At 28.6% G+C, this 23475-nt stretch carries 26 protein-coding genes; 8 read left to right on the top strand and 18 right to left on the bottom strand.

Features of this window, described 5'->3' with window-relative positions; all coding sequences use genetic code 11:
• Positions 1–47 precede the first annotated feature (47 nt).
• A complete protein-coding gene (gene sucC, locus BM072_RS05975; protein WP_092907531.1) occupies positions 48–1241 on the top strand; it encodes an ADP-forming succinate--CoA ligase subunit beta in 1194 nt (397 codons plus the stop codon).
• Positions 1242–1383: 142 nt separating this feature from the next.
• Here the strand turns inward: sucC and BM072_RS05970 are convergent, their stop codons facing one another.
• Positions 1384–1764, bottom strand: coding sequence for a PUR family DNA/RNA-binding protein (locus BM072_RS05970; RefSeq protein WP_092907529.1), 381 nt, complete (start codon positions 1762–1764; stop codon positions 1384–1386).
• A 116-nt stretch (positions 1765–1880) separates the two neighbouring features.
• Complete coding sequence (locus tag BM072_RS05965) at positions 1881–3638, bottom strand: ABC transporter ATP-binding protein (RefSeq protein WP_092907527.1); 1758 nt, start codon at positions 3636–3638, stop codon at positions 1881–1883.
• A 65-nt stretch (positions 3639–3703) separates the two neighbouring features.
• Between BM072_RS05965 and nusB the strand changes: the two genes are divergently transcribed.
• The 6 genes from nusB to BM072_RS05935 all read left to right on the top strand — a co-directional run bounded on the left by nusB (position 3704) and on the right by BM072_RS05935 (position 8516).
• The gene (nusB, locus tag BM072_RS05960; RefSeq protein WP_092907733.1) at positions 3704–4651 is read left to right on the top strand and encodes a transcription antitermination factor NusB; all 948 of its coding nucleotides are present in this window, start codon (positions 3704–3706) and stop codon (positions 4649–4651) included.
• 44 nt (positions 4652–4695) lie between these two features.
• Complete coding sequence (locus BM072_RS05955; protein WP_092907525.1) at positions 4696–5187, top strand: DUF1573 domain-containing protein; 492 nt, start codon at positions 4696–4698, stop codon at positions 5185–5187.
• 22 nt (positions 5188–5209) lie between these two features.
• Positions 5210–5566 carry a preprotein translocase subunit YajC gene (gene yajC, locus BM072_RS05950; protein ID WP_092907523.1) on the top strand — a complete coding sequence of 119 codons (357 nt, stop codon included), beginning with the start codon at positions 5210–5212 and terminating at the stop codon, positions 5564–5566.
• Between the two features lie 70 nt (positions 5567–5636).
• The gene (gene coaE, locus BM072_RS05945; protein ID WP_092907521.1) at positions 5637–6239 is read left to right on the top strand and encodes a dephospho-CoA kinase; all 603 of its coding nucleotides are present in this window, start codon (positions 5637–5639) and stop codon (positions 6237–6239) included.
• A 23-nt stretch (positions 6240–6262) separates the two neighbouring features.
• Positions 6263–7816: a sensor histidine kinase gene (locus tag BM072_RS05940; protein WP_092907519.1), complete on the top strand. Its 1554-nt coding sequence runs from the start codon at positions 6263–6265 to the stop codon at positions 7814–7816.
• A 4-nt stretch (positions 7817–7820) separates the two neighbouring features.
• A complete protein-coding gene (locus tag BM072_RS05935) occupies positions 7821–8516 on the top strand; it encodes a response regulator transcription factor (protein WP_092907517.1) in 696 nt (231 codons plus the stop codon).
• Between the two features lie 68 nt (positions 8517–8584).
• Here BM072_RS05935 and BM072_RS05930 read toward each other — a convergent pair whose 3' ends face one another.
• Genes BM072_RS05930 through glf form a run of 3 tightly spaced genes read right to left on the bottom strand, consistent with a single transcriptional unit; the run spans position 8585 to position 11608 of the window.
• The gene (locus BM072_RS05930) at positions 8585–9598 is read right to left on the bottom strand and encodes a glycosyltransferase family 2 protein (RefSeq protein ID WP_092907515.1); all 1014 of its coding nucleotides are present in this window, start codon (positions 9596–9598) and stop codon (positions 8585–8587) included.
• Position 9599: 1 nt separating this feature from the next.
• The gene (locus BM072_RS05925) at positions 9600–10493 is read right to left on the bottom strand and encodes a glycosyltransferase family 2 protein (RefSeq protein ID WP_092907513.1); all 894 of its coding nucleotides are present in this window, start codon (positions 10491–10493) and stop codon (positions 9600–9602) included.
• 5 nt (positions 10494–10498) lie between these two features.
• Complete coding sequence (gene glf / locus BM072_RS05920) at positions 10499–11608, bottom strand: UDP-galactopyranose mutase (RefSeq protein ID WP_092907511.1); 1110 nt, start codon at positions 11606–11608, stop codon at positions 10499–10501.
• Between the two features lie 133 nt (positions 11609–11741).
• On the opposite strand from glf, the gene BM072_RS05915 reads away from it, so the two are divergent.
• Positions 11742–12743: a glycosyltransferase family 2 protein gene (locus BM072_RS05915; protein WP_092907509.1), complete on the top strand. Its 1002-nt coding sequence runs from the start codon at positions 11742–11744 to the stop codon at positions 12741–12743.
• On the opposite strand, the gene BM072_RS05910 is transcribed toward BM072_RS05915, so the two are convergent.
• Genes BM072_RS05910 through fcl form a run of 13 tightly spaced genes read right to left on the bottom strand, consistent with a single transcriptional unit; the run spans position 12740 to position 23456 of the window.
• Entirely contained in the window at positions 12740–13672 is a 933-nt protein-coding gene (locus BM072_RS05910) for a glycosyltransferase (protein ID WP_092907507.1), read from the bottom strand. The genes BM072_RS05915 and BM072_RS05910 overlap by 4 nt on opposite strands.
• Before the next feature lie 6 nt (positions 13673–13678).
• Positions 13679–14509 carry a glycosyltransferase family A protein gene (locus BM072_RS05905; protein ID WP_221405165.1) on the bottom strand — a complete coding sequence of 277 codons (831 nt, stop codon included), beginning with the start codon at positions 14507–14509 and terminating at the stop codon, positions 13679–13681.
• Positions 14506–14661 (bottom strand): glycosyltransferase family 2 protein, encoded by a 156-nt coding sequence (locus BM072_RS15570; protein ID WP_221405164.1) that lies wholly within the window; start codon positions 14659–14661, stop codon positions 14506–14508. Before BM072_RS15570 ends, BM072_RS05905 begins: the two co-directional genes overlap by 4 nt.
• Positions 14658–15323, bottom strand: a complete 666-nt coding sequence (locus BM072_RS05900) for an NAD-dependent epimerase/dehydratase family protein (protein WP_092907505.1) — start codon at positions 15321–15323, stop codon at positions 14658–14660. The genes BM072_RS15570 and BM072_RS05900 overlap by 4 nt, the downstream gene beginning before the upstream one ends.
• A complete protein-coding gene (locus BM072_RS05895; protein WP_092907503.1) occupies positions 15310–16152 on the bottom strand; it encodes a hypothetical protein in 843 nt (280 codons plus the stop codon). The genes BM072_RS05900 and BM072_RS05895 overlap by 14 nt, the downstream gene beginning before the upstream one ends.
• Complete coding sequence (locus BM072_RS05890; protein WP_092907501.1) at positions 16149–16937, bottom strand: glycosyltransferase family 32 protein; 789 nt, start codon at positions 16935–16937, stop codon at positions 16149–16151. The genes BM072_RS05895 and BM072_RS05890 overlap by 4 nt, the downstream gene beginning before the upstream one ends.
• On the bottom strand, positions 16934–17917 hold the full coding sequence (locus BM072_RS05885) for a WaaS/CpsH family glycosyltransferase (protein ID WP_092907499.1): 984 nt from the start codon (positions 17915–17917) through the stop codon (positions 16934–16936). The genes BM072_RS05890 and BM072_RS05885 overlap by 4 nt, the downstream gene beginning before the upstream one ends.
• Before the next feature lie 6 nt (positions 17918–17923).
• Positions 17924–18943, bottom strand: a complete 1020-nt coding sequence (locus tag BM072_RS05880; protein ID WP_092907497.1) for a WaaS/CpsH family glycosyltransferase — start codon at positions 18941–18943, stop codon at positions 17924–17926.
• Complete coding sequence (locus tag BM072_RS05875) at positions 18933–19790, bottom strand: glycosyltransferase (protein WP_092907495.1); 858 nt, start codon at positions 19788–19790, stop codon at positions 18933–18935. Before BM072_RS05875 ends, BM072_RS05880 begins: the two co-directional genes overlap by 11 nt.
• A 2-nt stretch (positions 19791–19792) precedes the next feature.
• A complete protein-coding gene (locus tag BM072_RS05870; protein WP_143080476.1) occupies positions 19793–20602 on the bottom strand; it encodes a glycosyltransferase family protein in 810 nt (269 codons plus the stop codon).
• Positions 20603–20629: 27 nt separating this feature from the next.
• The gene (locus BM072_RS05865; RefSeq protein WP_092907492.1) at positions 20630–21451 is read right to left on the bottom strand and encodes a glycosyltransferase family 2 protein; all 822 of its coding nucleotides are present in this window, start codon (positions 21449–21451) and stop codon (positions 20630–20632) included.
• Positions 21452–22525: a GDP-mannose 4,6-dehydratase gene (gene gmd, locus BM072_RS05860; protein ID WP_092907490.1), complete on the bottom strand. Its 1074-nt coding sequence runs from the start codon at positions 22523–22525 to the stop codon at positions 21452–21454.
• Between the two features lie 7 nt (positions 22526–22532).
• Positions 22533–23456, bottom strand: a complete 924-nt coding sequence (gene fcl / locus BM072_RS05855) for a GDP-L-fucose synthase (RefSeq protein ID WP_092907488.1) — start codon at positions 23454–23456, stop codon at positions 22533–22535.
• Between the last annotated feature and the right edge of the window lie 19 nt (positions 23457–23475).

Here is a 23475-nt window from a genome sequence, read left to right as displayed (position 1 = left end):
AATTCATCAACAATATTTTTATTTTTGTAATTGAAAAATCAAAAAAAATGAATCTTCACGAATATCAAGGAAAAGAAATTCTTAGTAAATATGGTGTGAAAGTGCAACGAGGAATCGTAGCAAGTACACCAGAAGAAGCTGTAGAAGCTGCAAAACAGTTAACTGAACAAACAGGTACAGGTTGGTACGTAATTAAAGCTCAAGTACACGCAGGTGGTCGTGGAAAAGGTGGCGGAGTTAAACTTGCTAAAAACTTAGACGAGGTTAAAGAAAGAGCAAACGATATTATCGGGATGCAATTGGTTACACCTCAAACTTCTGCGGAAGGTAAAAAAGTTCATCAAATTTTAGTTGCTGAGGATGTTTATTATCCTGGTGAATCTGAAACTGAAGAATTTTATGTTTCTGTATTATTAGACCGCGCAACTGGTAAAAATATGATTATGTATTCTACTGAAGGTGGAATGGATATTGAAGAAGTTGCAGAACACACACCAGATAAAATTTTTACAGAGGAAATTGATCCATCTGTAGGAATCCAAGGTTTCCAAGCACGTAAAGTTGCTTTTAACTTAGGTTTATCAGGTAACGCTTTCAAAGACGGAGTTAAATTTATCACGGCATTATACAATGCTTATGTTGCAATTGACGCTTCTATGTTTGAAATTAACCCAGTATTAAAAACTTCTGATGATCAAATTATCGCAGTTGATGCTAAGGTTTCTATCGATGATAACTCATTATTCCGTCATGCAGATATAGCTGCTTTACGTGATACAAGAGAAGAAGATGCTACAGAGGTTGAAGCTGGTGAAGCTGGATTAAACTTTGTAAAATTAGATGGTAATGTTGGATGTATGGTTAACGGAGCTGGTTTAGCAATGGCAACTATGGATATTATCAAATTATCAGGTGGTAACCCAGCTAACTTTTTAGATGTTGGTGGTACTGCTGATGCTGAACGTGTTGAAAAAGGTTTCCGTATTATCTTAAAAGATAAAAACGTAAAAGCTATTTTAATTAACATTTTTGGTGGTATTGTACGTTGCGACCGTGTTGCACAAGGTATCTTAGATGCTTACAACAATATGGGTGACGAAATTAATGTTCCTATTATTGTTCGTTTACAAGGAACAAATGCAGAAATCGCTAAGAAAATGATTGATGAATCAGGATTCGAAGTTCACTCTGCAATTACATTAAAAGATGCTGCTGATAAAGTAGAAGAATTATTAAAGTAATATTAGTTTTAAACTAAATATAAAACTCCCGAAGCATTTAGCTTTCGGGAGTTTTTTTTTATTTAATAGTATATTTTCTGATAAAACGCCATAAAAAAACCTCTCAAATTGAGAGGTTTTTATTTTACGCATATTAATAAGTCTAAATATCTTCGAAATCGATATTCGTAAAAGATTCTACTTGCGTATCATCTTTACTTTCAACTTTAGTTTTTAAATCAAAATCTTTTTGATGTCTTTCCGAAATTACTTCTTGTCCTTTTTGTGCAAAAACAAAATCAGTTGTTTCGTCTAACATTTCTTTAAAACTTTCAAAATCTTCTTTGTATAAATAAATTTTGTGTTTTTTGTAATAAACTGCACCATCATCTTGCGTGTTTTTCTTACTTTCTGTTATTGTTAAGTAATAATCTCCAGCTCTTGTTTCGCGCACATCAAAAAAATAGGTCCTGCGGCCAGCTCTTAATACCTTGGAAAAGACTCCTTCTGCATCCACCTTTTCCTGGTTTTCAAATTCATTCATAAGTCTAAATAGAGTTTAATTGTTAAATGTTTCCTAACAAATCTAAAAAAATTTAAGAAAACAACAACACTTTTAGCAAGTTAATTCTATTTTTTTGTTAAAATAATATTCTGGGCTTAGTCTAACAACTGCTTATTGTATAATTCGTAATAATAACCTTGTTTGTTTAATAAATCAGTATTCGAGCCATTTTCAAGCACACGACCGTCTTCTAATACTAAAATTTTATCCGCTCTTTTAGCAGATGAAACACGATGCGTAATAATTATAGTTGTTTTATTTTTTATCTCTGATGCAAGATTATTTAGAATTTGTTCTTCAGTTTCTGTATCAACGGCAGATAAACTATCATCAAATATTAAAATACTTGGATCATTAACCAACGCACGCGCTATAGAAACACGCTGTTTTTGTCCACCCGAAAGCGTAACACCACGCTCGCCTACAACTGTATTATAACGTTCCTTAAAATTATCGATATTATCATGTACAACAGCTTTCTTCGCAAATTCTTCCGCAACAGTTTCGTGCGTAGCATCAGAACCAAATAAAATATTATTGGTTAATGTATCCGAAAACAAGAAAGCTTCTTGCGGCACATAACCAATTTTATCTCGAATAGTTTCTACACTTAATTCGTGAATATTTTTACCATCAATTAAAATTTCTCCAGAAGTTGGTTCTAACGATCGTGTAATTAACAATGCTATTGTCGATTTTCCAGAACCCGTTTTTCCTAAAATTGCTAATGTTTCTCCTTTATTTAATATGAACGAAACATTATCTAGGGCTTTGATTCCAGTATTTTCGTAAACAAATGTTACGTTTCTGAATTCGATTGTTCCTTCAATTTTAAAATCTTTTGTATCACCTTCTACAATTTCTGATTCAAAGTTTAAAAATTCATTAATTCTAAACATTGATGCTTCGGCACGTTGCACAACCATGGTTATCCATCCAAGTGATGTAAATGGCCAAATTAACATATTTAGATACAAGAAAAATTGTGCGATTGAGCCAATATCCATTGTTCCTGCAATGTATTTTAATCCTCCTAAATACAAAATAACCAAATTACTAACACCAACTACAACAACCATTAATGGACCAAAAGCGGCTTGAACTTGTGCTAAATTAAGTGCTCGTTTTTGATATTCGTCGGCTTCTACTTCGTATTTTGATTTGATAAATTCTTCGGAATTAAATGATTTTATCACGCGAATCCCAGCAAATGTATCTTGCACAGATGACGAAATTGTAGATTGTTGTTCTTGTACACGTTTACTTTTTTTATTAATATTTCGTGCAACACCATATATTAATAAAGACAAAACTGGTAAAGGCGCAAGTGTATAAAGCGTTAATTCTTTATCAATCTGAATCATAAAGTACGCAATAATGATTACCCGAGAAACCAAATCTATCGGATACATAATTCCAGGACCAAGATACATGCGAACTAGCGCAACATCTTCGGTAATACGATTCATTAAATCGCCCGTTTTATGTTTTTTGTAAAATGACAACGATAATTTTTGATATTTATCGTAAATCACATTTTTTAAATCGAACTCGATATACCGAGATGCAACAATTATCATTTGTCGTGTACCAACCGTTAAAGCGCCTCCAAGAACTTTAAATCCAAAAAAAGCTAAACTTGCGTACATCAGACTTTCTTTTAGTAAATCAAGATTATCAGTACCTTTTTGGTTATAATTTCTTAATAATTCTTCGACAGTATTTATCGCTTCGCGAATATATGTTACAGAAAAAACTTGCACAAAATTGGCGCAAATTGTAAAAATGAAGCCTAAAATTATCCTCCATTTATACTTCCATAAAAATTTATTTAGTTTTTGTAATGATTTCACGAAACAAAATTACATTCTTTTTTTTACCTTTGCATCAATTTATTAGACGTTATATCATTGAAATTATGTTGGGAAGAAGACAACTCCGCGAAAAAGTAATGCAGAATATCTATGCATACAATAGTTTAGGTACGGAAGGCGAAGAAAGAATGGTCGAAAGGAATATGATGAAAAGTATCGATCAAATCTATGATTTGTACATTTATATACTAAACTTGATTAAAGTTCAAAAAGAAATTGCTGAGCACAGAATTCAACTTGCACAATCAAAAAACTTTCCAACCCAAGAGGATTTAAATCCAAATCTAAAGTTTGTGAATAACAAAGTTTTTAGAGTTTTAGAAAGTAATCTTGAGTTAAATCGTTACACAAGCGATAACAAGAATTTACTTTGGGATGTTTATGATTCTTATCCTAACAATATCTACAAAAGCTTGATAGAAAGTGATCTTTACAAAGATTACATGAAAAGTGGAAAAAATTCTTTTGAAGAAGATCAAGAATTTGTTTTAAACTTTTTTGTAGAATTAATCGCAGAATATGACGATTTACACGATTACTTAGAAGGTATACAAATTACTTGGGCAGATGATGTTCATATTGCAAATGCAATGGTACACACGACTATAAAATCTTTCCGCGAAAATAGTTCTCCATTAATTTCTTTATTTAAAGTATATAAAGATACGGACGACAAAAGATTTACAGAAGAATTATTTCGTAAAACAATTCGTCATCAATCAGAAACAAAAAATATGATTGACGAAAAAGCCCAAAACTGGGAATTAGATCGTATTGCGACAATCGATTTAATTATTTTAGAGATGGCTTTGACAGAATTTTTACATTTCCCAAACATTCCGGCAAAAGTAACAATCAATGAATATATTGAATTGGCGAAGAATTATTCGACAGAAAAATCACGTGTTTTTGTTAACGGAATCTTAGATAAAACTTTAAAAGAGTTAAAAGACAATAATAATTTACCAAAATACGGTAGAGGTTTATTATAGTCCTTAATTTTTCTTAAATTTGACTAAGACAAATAAGTATAAAAATGAAAAGCAAATTATTTATTTTAGGTGTAATTGCATTTACATTCGCAGTTAGTTCTTGTGGAGAAAAAAAAGCAAGCGAATCTTTTACAGCTGAAGAAACAGCTCAACAAGCTGAAAATGTAGTAGATGCTGCTACAGCTCCTGTATTAACATTAGCCGAAGCAAGCCATGATTTTGGAGATGTAGCTGCAAATTCTAAAGTAGAAACATATATCAAATTCAAAAACGATGGTAAATCGCCATTAGTTATTCGTGATGCATCAGCAACATGTGGATGTACAGTACCAGAATTTCCTACAGCGCCAATTCCGGTTGGTGGTACAGATTCTATCAAAGTACAATACACAGCTGGTAACATGAACGGTAAACAACAAAAAACTGTTACTTTAGTTACAAACACTGCAAATGGTCACGAAAAATTTGACATTACAGCAAACGTAACTGGTGCTACAGCAAATGACCAAAATGCACAACAAGCATTCGGGAAATAATTTTAATAGATAAAATATACAAATGATTCAAACAATCTTTTTACAAGCTGGTGCTCAAGGTGGCGGTATGTCTATGCTTTTAATGTTTGGTGGTATGTTCGTAATTATGTATTTTTTCATGATTCGTCCACAACAAAAGAAAGCTAAACAAGAAAAATTATTTCAAACTGATATCAAACGTGGTGACCAAGTTGTAACAACATCTGGAATTCACGGAAAAATCAACGAAATTTATGATGATACCTTAGTTATTGAGACTGGAGCAGGTAAAATCAAATTTGAAAAAGCTGCAATTTCTAGAGAATTAACAGCTGCACGTTACGGTAAAACTACTGAGAAAGCTGATAAAACAGAAAAAGCAGTAGAAGACAAAAACTAATTACAAGGTTAACATATATTTAACTGCATGCCGAAGAAATTATTCTTCGGCATTTTTTTAACTTCAAACCATGAAAAACAATCAACCATTTATAGCAGGAATTACAGGAGGCATAGGCTCTGGTAAAACAACTGCGGCAAAGTTTTTCGAAGAATTAGGTGTGCCCGTTTACAATTCGGATACAAGAGCAAAGATTATTCAGAACGAAAACTCTGAAGTAAAAGTTAAAATTATCGAAGCTTTTGGTGATGAAGCTTATAACCAATCGGGTTTAAACCGTGTTTATATTGCAAAACAAGTTTTTAATAACAACGAAAAACTAAAGCAATTAAATCAAATTGTTCATCCAGCTGTTTTCAACGATTTTGAAGAATGGAAAAAACAACAAACAAGTAAAATTATAATGAAAGAAGCTGCTATTTTGATAGAAAGCGGAAGTTATAAAGATTGTGACGTCGTAATTAGTGTTCTGATGGATAAAGAAAAAAGAATACAACGAATTATGGCGCGCGATGGTTTTACGGAAGAACAAGTAATGGCGCGAATTAACAATCAAATTTCGGATGAAGAACGCATCCAAAAATCAGATTTTATTATAGATAATAATGGCGATTTGACACATTTAAAAAATGAAGTTGAAAAGACATTTATCAAAATTAAAAAACTACTATAACTTTATAAATTCAAATTAAGTAAATGAGAAAAGGATTTTATAAAATCTTAATTGTAGTGATGAGCATTGCACTTATCGGCTTAATTATCATTCAGTTTTATTGGTTAAACTTAACCTTAAAAACCGGAACAGATAATTTTAGTAATGGCGTATATCAAGCCATGAATTTCACAACTGAGAAAGTTAACAAAAATGAATTAGAGAAATATTACAAGAAATTTAGTAATATAAAAACTGATTTAACATCTAACAAAGATAAACCACAAGTTGTTACAAATCATGTAATAAAAGATTCTTTGGGTACAACTTATGCGTATGTTACGCGTTATGTTGTCGAAAAATCTATGTTACCAGTTTCGGGCGAATACAATGATAGTTTAACAAGAGCTAATATTTATTCGCAAGAAAGAGTGTTTAAAATAAACAAAGATTCGACTTCGAAAGGAATTCCAAATCTTAACCTTAATTTAGAACAATCTTTACAAGATGGTACATTTACATTAGAAAGTGCGGCGCGTTGGGATGCAGGTACTACGCCAATAGACAAACGTGTTTCGTACAAAATGTTAGATTCTATTTTTAAAGTAGAATTAAAAAATAGAGGAATTTTACAAGCAGATCCGCAACTTGCAGTGCTTACAAAAGATTCTGCAATTACAGTTGTTAAGTCAAAAGATTTTGATCCAAATAAAGTCGAATTTATGGTTCCTTTATTTTTAGACCGTAATGATCATGTACAATATTATCTTGCCGCAAATTTCAAAAACAGAAAATTAGCCATCATTGCGCCTACAGTTCCTGTAATTTCGTTAACATTTATTTTGACGATGATTATTATTACCGTATTTTCATTATCCATTTACTATATGCAAATACAGCGTAAGAGTTCGGAAATAAAAACGGATTTCATTAATAATATGACACACGAATTCAAGACACCTATTGCGACAATTAATATTGCATCAGATGCCTTGCGAAACGAAAAAATTTATAATGATCCTGAGAAAGTAAAATATTATGCCGATTTGATAAAACAAGAAAACAAACGTATGAATGCCCACGTAGAGATGGTATTGCGTATGTCTAAACTTGATCGCAATCAAATGGATATGAATTTTCAGGAAGTTAACTTAAACGGTGTTGTGCAAAAAAGTGTTGAGCCGATAAGATTTATTGTCGAAGAAAGAAATGGTACAATATTTGAAGAATACAATGCAGAACATTCTTTTGTTAAAGGAGACCCTTTCCATTTAGAGAATATCGTTATTAATGTGTTGGATAATGCCCGAAAGTATTCGCCAAACACACCCGATATTAAAGTTAAAACTTATAACAAAGAAAATAACTTTATAATCGAAATTACCGATAAAGGAATGGGAATGTCACCGAATGTTCTTAAAAAAATATTTGAACAATTTTATAGAGAAGAAACGGGAAATGTACATAATGTAAAAGGTCACGGACTTGGTTTAGCTTATGTTAAAAAAATTGTCCAGCTACATGGCGGACAAGTTTGGGCAGAAAGCACTCCTGGAAAAGGAAGTACCTTTTTTATTAAAATTCCCCTAAAATCATAAATCAATGAGTGATAAACAAAGATTACTTTTAGTAGAAGATGATCCAAGCTTTGGAAGCGTATTAAAGGATTATTTGGTTATAAACGATTATGACGTAACGCACGCAATCGATGGTGAAGACGGTCTTACCAAATTTAAAGAAAGTGATTATGATTTATGTATCTTAGACGTAATGATGCCCAAAAAAGACGGGTTTACATTAGGTAAAGAGATCAAAGAATTAAAAAGCGAACAACCAATCATATTTTTAACGGCAAAAAACATGCGCGAGGATGTTTTAAATGGTTACAAAATTGGAGCAGATGATTATGTATTAAAACCATTTGATTCTGAAGTTTTATTGTACAAAATAAAAGCTGTATTGCAACGTAATGCAGGTGAGGAAGAAAAATTTGAGCAAGAAGATTTCAAAATTGGTAAATTTACTTTCAATGCGAAATTGAGACAATTAATTTTTGATGGTAAATCGCAAAAACTTTCGCCAAAAGAAAACGAATTGTTACGTTTATTGGCTGTTTATAAAAACGATTTAATGCCACGTGAAATCGCATTAACGCGTATTTGGCATGATGATAATTATTTTACATCTCGTTCTATGGACGTTTATATTGCGAAATTACGTAAATATCTAAAGAAAGATCCTGCAGTAGAAATCGTGAATATTCACGGTGAAGGATTTAGATTATTGGTACAAGAATAATAAATTACATTCTTTTAAATATTACAAAAAGACCTTAGAAAAATTCTAAGGTCTTTTTGTTTTATATTTTAATCTACTTGCGCACCTAAATTACGGTATTGTTTTCTAAATTGTTCTGCCCATATAAACCATTCTTCATATTGTGCATCTGGATGATTTTCCTGTTCTAAAAAAATCTTTATATAATCATCTGAAAAATCTTTTGGATAATTTTGCATTGCATCAAAATCATTTTTTAACCAAGCTTCGTTTAAAATATGATTTACTTTATCTATTGATAAATGAAGGTCATAATCATGATAATGCCCAGATGCTGAAGATTTAAATGTTGTTTTCATCTTTTCTTGCTTGGTTCTTGACACAATATTTTTATTGAATTTATGTTTACCAAACCAAACACCAGCATTTCTTAACTGAATTTTTTCATCTAATAAATTAACCGAATCTTTCCACATATACAGCCAGTAATCCTTTTTATACAAGCCCATTAATATTGAATTTAGAATCCAATATTTTCTTTTGGTCTGATTATCTACTAATCCTAATTTATATAAAAATGTAAAGAATTTGAATTTATTAAACATAAATAAATCCATAATAAATTGATTTGATGTAAATGTCTTTAATGGATAAGTTGATTCAATTTCTGATGATAATGTTTTTATCTCAGCAAATTTATCGTCAGAATAAATTCCTAAAATTCCCAGTTTAATTAAATGAATATCATTAGAAATCATCTGATTAATCAATTCGTCTACATTTACGATTTCTGTAAACCAAACATCGTCTTCAGTTATCAAGAAATAATCAGAAGAATTTTCGACTGCTTTTCGCCAACTTTCTGTCGGAATTACAAAACCATTGTTTTCTTTTCCTTCCTCTATGTTTTTTGATTTTTGAGTATAATTAATTGTCGGAATAATTTCCACATCATAACTATTTGCTATTTTATCAAGGTATTTTTGGGGCGTACCATCATCTATAATCTTTATTTTATAGTTGCCTTTTACATTTTGTAAAATAGATTTAAGGCATCGATCCAAATAATATGGCCGATTAAATGACTTGATGATAATATCCATTTTACTTCTTTATTTTATATAAAATTGCTTGCGCAGTAGAGATTGGACTTCTATAAAAACATTCGATTAATGGGATAATAAAACGTGGTGATTTTTCATTTAATAAGTAATTAAATTTTTTATACATCACTTCTGATTTCGATTTATTTAAAATATCATTTCTCTTTTTTCCTTTTACACCACGTCTATCCAAAGCTCTTTCTTTGATTATATGATGATCGCGATATGTAATGTAACTTTTCTTGAAACCCTGAGAAATTCCTGTCGGAGAAATGCGATAATAATACAATGGTTTTTCTACAAAATCTACTTCGCCTACTTCCTCTACTTTATAATACCAATCTTGATCTAATGCATTGCGCATTGTACGATCTATATTTCCGTTTTCGATAAATTTAAGGCGATTAAAAACAAAAAAATGGGTCATTGCAGATTTTCCGTACTCTAAATAAGTTGTCCCTTCTGGTATTTTTGTGCTTGTTTTACAAATTTCGACAGGATTTAAATCTTTATCACAAATCCAATGTTGAGAATATAAACCTACAAGTTGTGGCTTTTCATTTAATCGTCCCAACATTACTTCTAAAGCATCAGGTGTTAGTGCATCATCTGGATCGATAATACCAACATAATCTGCTTTAGCTAAATTAATACTATCGTAAATTGCTTGTCCGTAACCACCATTTTGTTTTTGTTGATAAAATGAAATTCTATCATCAGTTGGTACATATTCTTGTATAATTGCTACAGATTCGTCTGTTGAACAATCATCTAGAATTAACAATTCAAAATTTTTGAATGTTTGATTTAAAACACTTTCTATTCCTTTTTTTAAATAATGTGCATTATTATAATTACACATTAATAAAGTAATTGCAGGTTTATTATTTGACATGGCTTTTATTTATTCGGAATATTTTTCATTTTAACTAACGCAGAACCTATTACTTGATGCATATCGTAGTATTTATATTCGGCTAATCGACCGCCAAAAACAACATGAGAAACTTGAGTGCTTAATGCTTTATATTTAGAAAATATTTGATCATTTTCTTCATTATTTATCGGATAATATGGTTCTTTTTCATCGTTCCAATCATCAGGATACTCTCTCGTAATAATCGTTTTAGGCTGATTACCGTATTCAAAATGTTTATGCTCTATAATACGTGTAAAGGCTTCATCATGCGATGTATAATTAACAACTGCAACGCCTTGATAATTTTCCGTCTCGATTAATTCATTCTCAAAACGTAAACTTCTGTAGTTTAATTTTCCGTATTGATAATCAAAAAATGCATCAATTGGTCCAGTGTAAATAATATTATCGGCTAATTGATTATAATGTTCTTTATTTTCGAAATAATCTACATTTAATTCAATATCAATACCCTCTAATAATTTTTCAAAAATTTGTGTATATCCTCCAATCGGAATTCCTTGGTACTTATCGTTAAAATAATTATTATCATACGTGTAACGAACGGGTAATCGTTTGATAATAAATGCCGGAAGATTTTTAGCATCTGTACCCCATTGTTTTTCTGTATATTCTTTTATCAGTTTATTGTAAATATCAATACCGACTAACGATATAGCTTGTTCTTCTAAATTAGATGGATTTTTAACACCAAATTCATCCGCCTGTTTCTTAATTATTTCTTTTGCTTGGGCAGGCGTACTTACATTCCATAATTGATGAAAGGTATTCATATTAAAAGGTAAATTATAAATTTCGCCTTTGTAATTTGCAATTGGAGAATTTGTGTAACGATTAAATTCAGCAAATTGATTTACATAATTCCAGATCGTTTCATCATTTGTATGAAAAATATGTGCACCATATTTATGTACATTAATGCCTTCTATATTTTGTGTAAAGCAATTTCCTGCAATATGATTTCTTTTTTCGATAACGAGGCATTTATAACCTTTTTTGGTTAATTCGTAAGCCGAAACAGCTCCAAATATTCCTGCACCGATAATTAAATAATCATATTTTTGATTCATAGTTTTTGGTTTCAATTAAGAAACAAAAATACAATAATAACTTCGTAATAAACACATTATTACAAGAATCCTAAATTGTAAAATAAATATTGCTAGATTTTTCTAAATTTGTATCAACAAAACTTAAACCTTTATGCACACGCCATTAGTTAGTATCAATATTCCTGTTTATAAATGTGAATCATTTATCCTAAAATGTTTAGAATCTGTAAAAGCACAAACGTATCAAAACTTAGAAATTATTTTGATTAATGATTGTACACCTGATAATAGTGTTACAATTATTGAAGAATTTATAGCGAATAATACTAGTCTTAATATCAAATTACTTTATCACCAAGAAAATAGTGGTTTATCTGTTGTTCGTAATACAGGAATAGATAATTCTACGGGTAAATATATTTATTTTTTAGATAGTGATGATACAATTACATCTGATTGTATAGAAAAGTGTGTTGATAATGTACTACTCTATAAAACACAAATGGTAATTGCACAAAATCGTTGGATAAATACATTTGATAACACAACTAAAGATTTTGGTTTTGCAACTTTATCTATTGATAAAAACTTTAATAATAATTCTTCCATTTTTGAAGCTTATTGCAAAGGATATTTTCCTGTTTCTTCGTGGAATAAATTAGTAGAATTAGATTTCATCAAAACAAATAAAATTTATTTTGTTGCTGGTTTATTTGCTCAAGATGAGTTGTGGATGTTTCATGTGATGCAAAAAATAGATTCGTTATCAATTCTTGATGATATCACATATAATTATTATTTGCATGCAAATTCTGTGATTTTTAATCGCACAAAAAAGAATTCTGAAAATCACCAAACAATTTTAGAATGGGTAAATAAATCTTACAATGAAACGAAGGATTTGAATCGACGAAAATTGATACGAGGATGGATTGTAAATTTTAAAACTTTGATTTTACAAATGCAATGGAAGGTTATCAAAGATGACGATTATTTTAAAATAAACTATAATCGAATGAAAAAAGCACCATCACTTTCATTTTCTGATTATATTTCTTCTGACTTTACAAAAGCACAAAAAAAGGAAAATTTATTACTAAATCTACCTACTAATTTGGGTTATAAAATTTTTAAGAAACGTTATGAGGGTTAAGAATAAAGTTTCTTAAAATAATTTTTGTTGTTTTTAATAATTTTAATCGTTGTATCTAACCCTAAATTATGAATCATTTTCAAGATTAAAATAGTTGTTTTAATTAAAGCTCTTTTATTATATAGACTTCTAAAATAATGGTAATATCTTTCATATAATAAGAATTGTGTGTTTTTAGAAAATTTATTTTTGTAATTTTTAATCAGATATTTTAAATACTGAATTTCTCCTAACATTTTTTTTCCTTTTAAAGTAGGGTTTCCTGAAACAGATAATTCTGAATTTCTGTAATAAATAAAACAATTATTAATACAATAAATAGACTTAAAATCAGAAAATTCTAACCAAGCAACATTATCAGAGCCAAATGAACATTCAAATGATTTAAATTTATTTTTTTTATATGCTTCTACGCTGAAAATATACTCACTTAATGAACTTCTTGTTGTTTCCAATATCTTTTCTTCAAAAAGATGTATTGAAGCTTCAATTTTTTTATTACGATTAAATTCATTTAATATTAAAGAATTATTTTGATTAACTATTCGTGTTGCATATCGAATTACGTTAATCCCTAAATCATTTATTTCGTTGATATGATTATAAAATTCGTTTACACAAGTCTCATCTAAAAAATCATCATCACACAATACCATTATCCACTCTTCATTCCTTACTAAGTCATCAATACTTCTATTCCAATGTTTATTTAAATTTATACCGCCTATGTTATCGTTGTATAATTTATATTCTGTAATAATATCATTAAATTCTTCAATAAGAATATTTGGATTATTTGGACTACAATCATTTCCTATATAAAGATTAAAATTTTGATTTGTTTGATTACGAATAGACAATAACGTTTCTCTAAAATAATCAAGTTTATAATAAGGAATAACAATTGCAAGTTTCTCTTTTTTTACCATTTTTAATTATTTTCTAAGTTTAATAAAAGCATCTAAAATGTAAAATAATTTGAAGCGAAATAAAAAGAAATCAACTTTTTGAATAAATGTTTTATTTATCATTTCATAATTACTTATAAACTCGTCATAAATTTTTTTTAAATTTAACACTCGATTAGCTCTATCTTTCACTTTTAAGTATAAAATATTGTAAATCAAATAATTAAACTTAAACTTTAACTGATCTTTTTTAAATATAAGTAACGTTGTTTCATCAACTCTTAATCTCATAAAATCAATATTTAAAATATAATTTTTTAAATATTCAAACTCTGACTCAAAAGAAGGGTGACTTGATGTTGCTGAATTTTCTCTATTTACATAATGATAATTTGACACATTCAAAATCTTTATATTAGAAATTGTTTTATAATATTCTAAGCAAAATATCTCATCTTCTTTATGTGTAATATTCTCTTTAAATTTTATTTTATTTTCAGTGATTGTATCTTTTACAAAAAATTTATTAACAGGAAATCCTTCCAGAATATGACTATTTTTAATAATTTCTTCAAAATCATTTATAAAATTATATTCTTTATTTACAAAAAAACCTAATCGGTTAATTTTTATTTGTCCATTAATTTCTTTTGTTAAATCTTGTATAATAAGTGTTGTATCATTTTTATAGTTATCAACAAAATCCTTCAAATAATTTTCTTCAACCCAATCATCAGAATCTACAAAAACAATAAATTTCCCTGTTGCTTTTTCAAGTCCTAAATTTCGTGCACTCGAAACACCTCCATTTTCTTTATAAAAATAGTTAAAACGTTTATCCTTTTTTTGTAAAATCAAGACATATTTTTTTCAGAATTATCAGGCGAGCCATCGTTTATTAATAACACTTCAAATATTTCATAAGTCTGATTTGTTATGCTTTTTAAACACTCTTCTAAATAATCTTCAACTTTATAAATTGGAATTATTATAGAGGTTAAATCTTTCATCTATAATACTTTTTAATAAGATTAGCTAAATATTCATATTTATCTTGGATAGTAAATTCATAATCAAGTTCGTGTACATCAATGGAATAATGCTCACCTTTATCTTCTGATATTATATTTGTTTTGAGGTTTAGATTTTCTTCGAATGATTGAATGATTTCTGGAATGAAAAAATTTTCTATATAAGCAACATTCACAATTTTGTTCCAATTATTAGATGCTATATATTGTAGCGTAATATCTCGTACATCCTCAACATCTACTAGATTTCTTGTTGCATTGTTATGAATTGTAATTGTAGCATTAGATTTTATTTGTCTCGCTAAATAATTCATCAAAAGATTAGGATTACCTCCTTCTCCAACCGCATTGCTAACTCTTAGTATTAAGTAATTTTCTGCATTTTCTTTTATCAATTCTTCCATATGTAATTTATGCAAGACATATAAACTATTATACTTAGAAGAATCGTATATAGAACATGTACTAAAATAAATAAACAATTGTTTTGGATATTTATTAAGTGTTTCTCTCACTAAATTTTCTTCGCGAAGAAATTGATTTTTATCTGTTTCTGATGAATTAGAAACTCCAGACGCAAAATAAACAACATCATCATGATTCTGAAACTGTTTTGCGATTAACCCTTTACCTATTATCATTGTAATATTCTTTTATACTTTTATGTCCTACATGTAATATCACCTCATCATTTATACCTTCATTACCATCGCAAACACACCATTGTTTTGGTAAAATATATGGATAAATCCCCGTTTTCCAAGCAGATTTCCACATCACCAAAGAAGCTCTAGATGGATCAGTTTTCATTATTTCTGCACAATTTTCATAAAATAACATACCACGACTATCTTTTTGCCATAAAGTCATCGGACTTTGATTATAAGAATGCCCTAAACCTTTTGAGTCATCTTCTATCAATTGTGTATCTTTTGATAATTGCATATCCTGACGCAGTAATTGACGATCGTTATACGGTACACAAAATCCAAATTTTTTTGTTAAATGAATTAAAGCGATAATATCAGAAGAAATAATCTGCATATCTGTATCAAGAACACATTTAAAATCGGCATCAGAATTTAACAATCCCATAAATTTATAATAGTCAGCAGTACGATAACCGTATCTTGGATGTTCGGGCTGAAGGACTGGTGATTTTACTTTGATTAGATTTACACCATCAATATTCAAATCAAAATCACTATAAACAGTATATTTTGCATTCGGAAAATAATGACGTAATGTTTTTAAAGAAGGATCTAATCTATTTTTTTCATCAAAAGTACTTCCTCCTCCATTTACTCTATCTTCTCCAAATTCTGCAAAAAGAAATTCTATGGATATAGAATCTAAAAATTCTTGTTCTGTAGAAGTATAATTTGTATTGATAAAATTAATGTTCTTTCTTTTTTCTGTTTTTGCTTTTCCTAATAAAACTGCTATTGCATCTTTTAATCGTTGCATCATCTTTTAAAAATTTTATCAATCAAATAATTAAAAATATAACGAGTCGGTATTTGATCCAAAACCTGTTTTATCTCTATAATTTTATGATTATAAACTACATTTTTCACTTTCTCTTTAGCTGTTTTTTCATTAAGAACAGCATTAAGAACGCCGTACATATTCACCATTTCTTTATATGTATTTTTTTCTGAGGTCCAGCTATCATGCCAAGATCCTGAAAAATGATGTGTAACATAGTTAATTGGTAAGTCTAAAGAGAAATAAGTAGAAGGATATAAAGCTATTCCTTCTTTCAAATTCTGATATTCATCTTTTTGTGCATCCGCTCCAAACTCATCTACTAATAATCTCGAAAAAATAGCTGTATTTGGCTCTTCTGCATATTGATTTGTCAAATAATAATTCATTATTTTCTGCGCAAGAATATGCCCTTTTTCTATTCCCCAAAAAGCAGAATATGGAATTCCTTTTATCTCGAAACCGCAAACTGCACGATGATGTAAAAAATCATTCAACGTATTTTTTACTTCCATATCTGTGTCTAAATAAAAGCCTCCATTTTCATACAATGCTTTGGCTCTTGCAAAATCAGAAACAAATGCCCATTTTTTATTTTGATAGGCTGTTTTAACAAAATCATTTTGATTGACATCAAAATTACTTTCATTCCATTCTATAATTTCATAATCAGGTAAATATTTTTCCCATGATGCAATACATGTTTCTACAATTTTTGGCTTAGGATTATTTCCAAACCAACAATAATGAATTTTTTTTGGTATCATGTGTTAAATAAATTTTTAATCCAATTTTTAAAATTATACTTTTCTTTGATTTCTCTTTTTATATCCATGTAAGGTAAAGCGATAAATTCCTTTAAACCACTTATATCCTTATAATCTGTCACAAAGATATTGTTTGGATGATAGAAATCGTATTCTTTAACAGATTGATTATTTGTAATTATTTTATTTTGATAATTCATTGCTTCAAAAAAACGAAGTGATAATCCGTTGTGTTCTTCTCTTTTTAAATCTATTAAAACTCGAGATTTATTGCTCAATTCTAAACATTGCTCGTAAGTAAACGGTTTGTCTAATAACTTTAATTTAGCTGATGATTTGGCATGAAATTCATCTTGTTTTAAATAAAAATCAATTTCAAATTGAGGATTAATTAATTTTAATTCTTGGTATAAATCTTCTAAAATTTCGAAGCGATTTTCTGTATTTACACCAATATAAGAAAAGTCAATTGTCTTCGTAATTATCGGTTCTTCAAAAAAACAATTTGTTGTTGATTTTAAATCAAAATTAGGATAATCAATTACATCTTGTTCATCAAAAACATAGATTTGATTGAATAGATTTTTGTATTCTAATATTTTTTTTGAAACAGATAAACCATCTAATTGATAATCGATCATTTTATCAGAAATAGAACGTGCATAGTGCAAAATATTTGCTGGAATTAAGTCTCCACGAATTACAAAACAAACATCAAATTTTAGCTGCTTTTTTTGTAATTGTTTTAATTTTGTTTGACTTAGATTGATAAAATTACGGTGATTAATTTTATGTATTTGTTGTGTATCTTTTTTTACAACGCGATAATAAATATTCTCAAATCGTTGAAGTCTTGAAAACTCATAATATGGAATTTCTTCATCATAAAATTCATAAATAGTATATCCATTCAATTTGAAATGTTTTACAAATTGATGTGCTAAATTTTTATTTTTATAGATGAAAAGTATGGATTGCATTTGGATTTATTCTAGTTCTAAAATTCGTTTTAACCAATTATCGATACGATAATATTCTATTAATGATGAATCTATTTCAGTATAAGGTTTTAGTGAAAAATCATTTAATAAATGTTTTGTTTCTTCGTTATAGATAAAAATATTATCTGGATGATAAAATTTTAATTCTGTAGCAAATTGATTTGTTGTTATTATTTTCTTTTTGAGATAACTTGCTTCTATTATTCTAAATGTAAAGCCGTTTTGCCAACCAAGCTGAATATCCAAAATAATCTCAGAATTTAATGTTATTTTCATATAATCATGCAATGATATACCTGCTTCTAAATAATTAAATTTATATTTATCTTTTAACAAACTTTGTTTAAAATCATGTTTTACAATATTAATATCATATTCCACTTTTCCTTCTATATTATCCAAAATTTCTTCTATAACTACATCTCTTCTATCTGCTAAATTTCCAACATAAGATATTTTATTCACAGGTCTAGTAGTGTTTTTATAAATTTCAATCTCTTCTAAAGGATAATAAAAATTAGTTGTATAAATAAGATTAAGTTTTGTGAAATTATTTATTGAATTTTTATCATAGCAAAATAATTTACTTATCTTATTATTAAATTTTATTAATTGATGCTCTTTTTTATTGTTAATTGAATCCCAAGAATATCCAATTATTTTATTCGTATGTTTAGAAAGATAATTTATTACTTGAGATGAATAATGATAGGGAACAATAAGTAATATATAATCAAAATTTAAAAATTCAATTTCTTTTTTTATTTGATTTAGATAAAATCTGTTTTTATATTTTATACTTTTTTCTTCAAAATAATAAATGTTTTTTTTAACAACTCTATTATAAATATTTAAAATCTTATCTAAATATTTATTAGATTTAATTTGAATATTTGGATTTAAAGAAATTAATTTAGCTTCAAAATCAACCGAATTTAAATAGAATTCTATATCTTTCCTTAGAAAACCTTCTTCTATAATTAATATTTTTGGCTTAATACTCATCCTTAGTATTTTTCTTAATATATTGTATTTTTCTTTTGGCTTTTAACCAATTTATTAATCCTAAATGTTTAAAAGATATAAAGTCTTTTAAATATTGTATAATTTCTTTTTTATCAAAAATTAAATATCTTAATTGATTTGCAAAATATTTAAATGCAATTAATTCTATTTTTTTATCAATATTTAAATGTCTAATATCTGCCAATTTATAAGCAAGTATCACATTTTTTAACCATTCTTTAGTTAAGGATCCTGCTGAATAATGAACTAATAAAATTTGATTGGTTACAAAATTTTGATAATTTTTGCTTACCACTAAACTAAACAATATGTCGTAGCCATGAAAACCTTTTAAGGTCTGATTAAATTTAACCTTTCCCCAAACATCTTTTCGACATGCTATAAAAACACCATCTAATAATTTACATTCTTGTAAACCTGTATTATTTGTAGTAAATATATAATCAAAACGCTTCTTTGTATTAGCATTATAATGGCTTAAATGCGAAAACCTATAATTCTCTATTATCCACCAAGGTGATGGTGTATATGGCACATAATTAGCGCCAGCAATCCCTAAGCAACCCGTTTTATCTTCTCGTAAATAGTTACATAATATTTTACCCCAATTTTCTGTTTCAAAAAAGATATCTTCGTGTACAAATAACAAATTATCGTATTTTGCTTGTTCTGCTCCTTTATTGTAGGCTTCGCAAATTCCCATTGCTCCAGGATTCCAAATTTGAATAATTTCATAAACAAAATTTTCTCCGATAGTTAAATTAACATTTTCAGAGAATTGATCGAAATAATCTTTTTGATAGGATGATACTATGATTGAAAGCATTATTATATAAATTTATTATACTCAGTAGATAAGTGTTCTCCTTTTTCATTAATTCTCCAAGAAGATGAACCATTAACAGTTTTCATATAATAAAGTTGTTCTTCTGAGAAATTACCAGGATCTAAATACCATCCTCCATGTGAAGCTGTAAAATAATCTCCAACTCGTATCGCTTCTAATTTTTCTATATTATTAAATTTAGATGGATAAGATGGCTTATATAAAGCAAAAGTAGTATCTATCCAATTTAAATAAAGATGATCTTCTATTGGTTTTTCCCAAAATCTTTGCTCCCATTTTAACACTTTTTCTTTTAAAGGAAATGAATCAGGAATATCATCAATTCTTAATGCAAATCCAACTTTTGTAACTCTTTTAAAATATTTATCTAAATAATGAATTAATGTTAACATAAAATCTTTAGGCAAATCTTTATTAGGTACGATATCCGCATCAGTTAATACATAATAACCTTTTCCGTATTTTTTTTGTAATTCTATATTCTCAAAAAAAACGTTATGTCCATAGTTATCATCCATATATTCTATCATCACTTTATCCTCAATATCTTTGTAATAATCTAACAAAGGAGGATAGGTTGATTTATTGTCAACTATAACAATATTAGTAAAACCTCTAATAATCAAAAAATCTACTAATTGTTTTAAATAGAATAACTGGTTAAAATTAATGATAATGACAGGTATTTTTAAAGGGTTTTTACGCTGTTTTCTGATTGTTAAGTTAAGTCTAATTAAGAGTTTGTATTTTATCTTTTCAACAACTCTATTTAGTCTGTCTCTATTTATCATATTTAGTATTTCTGTTAAAATATCAACTTAATCAATTTTATGTTTTTCAAAATATTTATAAAAACCTAGTTTTTTTAGAAAAATAATAATTCTTGATTGCAATAATAAATTATATTTCTTTTTAACCAAATGATAATTAAAGAAATACACCTCATACTCATCATATAAATCCAAAAGAAGTGGAAATTCTTCATTAAGACTTTTTTCTCTTTCAAATTTTATTAGTTCTTTATTTTCTTCATTTGAACTTATTCCATCAGCATAAAATTTAGCAATTACATGATTTATTTTTTTATAAGAACAATTGTACTTCGCTATAGCTAATAGAAACCATTTCCAATCAGAGACAATTTTTAAATTTTCATCATATAAACCTATTAGTTCAAATTTATCTCTTCTAATAAAACTACACGGATGCCAAATAGTATTATAAATAAGATGCTTATAATCTACATTTTCTGGAGAAATTAATATATCACTTTTAGTTTCATCTATATGAAAAAGATTTCCGGAAATAATATCCTGATCAAAAATTTCATTAAATACATCCGAAATAACATGTTGGTTATATAATTCATCTCCACTATTCAAAAACAAAAGATATTCGCCATTTGCAGCTTTTATTCCTTTGTTCATCGCATTATAAATTCCTTTGTCGGGTTCGCTAACCCAATAGGAAATTTTATCTGCATATTTTTCGATAATTTCTTTGCTACCATCGTTAGAACCACCATCTATAACGATATACTCAAAATCATTTAGACTTTGAGAAGTTACACTTTTTATCGTTTTTTCTAAACCATCACAATTGTTATAACTAATGGTAATTATTGAAATTTTCGGATTCATTTAAGCTAATTTTAGATCACTTTCTACCATTTCTTTCACCATTGCAGCAAGATCATATTTCGGCATCCAATCTAATTGAGTATTGGCTTTTGTAGGATCTCCGATTAACAAATCTACTTCTGTAGGACGGTAATATTCTGGATCTACTTTTACTACAGTTTTCCCTATTTCTAATTGAAAATTTGGGTTATTACAAGTTTTTACTTTTGCAATTTCGTTTTCATTTTCGCCTTCACATTCTATTTCGATACCTACTTCAGCAAAAGCCATTTTCACAAAATCACGAACCGTAGTTGTTTTTCCAGTTGCAATAACAAAGTCTTCTGGTTGGTCTTGTTGTAGCATTTTCCACATCGCCTCTACATAATCTTTGGCGTGTCCCCAATCTCTTTGTGCGTTGAGGTTTCCAAGATATAAAACATCTTGTTTTCCTTTTGCAATGCTTGCTACAGCCATCGTAATTTTTCTGGTTACGAAAGTTTCCCCTCTTCTTGGAGATTCATGGTTGAATAAAATTCCGTTACAAGCGTACATATTGTAGGCTTCACGATAGTTTTTGGTAATCCAAAAGCCATAAATTTTGGCAACACCATAAGGCGAACGTGGATAAAATGGTGATTTCTCATCATAAAATCCTTTTTCATTTTTATTTTCTGGCAAGCCACCATACAATTCGGAAGTAGATGCTTGATAAATTCTAGTTTTCTTTTCTAAACCTAAAATTCTGATTGCCTCTAAAATTCTTAAAGTTCCTAATCCATCAACATTCCCAACATATTCTGGCGAATCGAAACTTACTTTTACGTGACTCATTGCTCCAAGATTATATATTTCGTCAGGTTGAACTTCTTGAATAATTCTTATAATATTGGTAGAGTCCGTCAAATCTCCGTAATGAAGTTTGAAACGAACGTTTTTCTCGTGTTGATCAACATACAAATGATCAATTCTTTGGGTATTGAAAGAGGAAGCTCTTCTTTTTACACCATGAACTTCGTATCCTTTTTCTAATAAAAGTTCGGCAAGATAAGATCCATCTTGTCCTGTAATTCCTGTGATAAGTGCTTTTTTCATGGTGGTTTTATGATAAAAATTTCTCTTGATATACTTTTGTTATTCCTTCTTCTAATCCAATTTTGGCTTTCCAACCCATTTTATTTATTTTGGTAACATCCATCAATTTTCTTGGTGTTCCATCGGGTTTAGAACTATCCCAAATAATTTCACCGGTATGACCCACGATTTTTTGAACCATTTCTGCAAGATTTTTTATGCTTAAATCTTCACCAATTCCGATGTTTACTTGTCCGTAATCGTCATAGTTTTCCATCATAAAAACGCAAGCTTCAGCTAAATCATCCACATGAAGAAATTCTCGCAAAGGCGTTCCGCTTCCCCAAAGTTCTACATTTCTATTTTTATCCAACTTTGCTTCATGAAATTTTCTAAGCATTGCTGGAAGAACGTGAGAATTATTCAGATCATAATTATCATTTGGACCATAAAGATTAGTAGGCATTGCAGAAATAAAATTGCTCCCGTATTGGTTTCTGTAACTGTCGCACATTTTAATTCCTGTAATTTTTGCAATAGCATAAGGTTCATTTGTAGGTTCCAAAGTGCCTGTTAAAAGGTATTCTTCCTTCAAAGGTTGTGGTGCCATTTTGGGATAAATACAACTTGAACCCAGAAACAATAACTTCTCAGTTCCATTAATATGAGCTTGATGAATCACGTTGTTTTGAATCATCAAATTATCATACAAGAACTCGGCTTTGTAAGTATTGTTGGCATAAATCCCGCCTACTTTTGCAGCGGCCAGAAATACAAAATCTGGTTTTTCAGCTTCAAAAAATTGAGCAACTGCAATAGGATCTCGCAAATCTAATTCCGAAGAGGTTTTGGTAAGCAAATTAGTATATCCTTTAGATTCGAGGTTTCTAAGAATAGCACTTCCTACCATTCCACGATGTCCTGCAATGTATATTTTTGCGGATTTTTTCATTTGTTTTTATTTATCATAA

This window comes from Algoriella xinjiangensis (assembly GCF_900115015.1).
Classification (GTDB): Bacteria; Bacteroidota; Bacteroidia; order Flavobacteriales; family Weeksellaceae; genus Empedobacter; species Empedobacter xinjiangensis.
The sequence above is the reverse complement of the archived record's forward strand: the minus strand, read 5'-3'. Positions and strand labels throughout refer to the sequence as shown.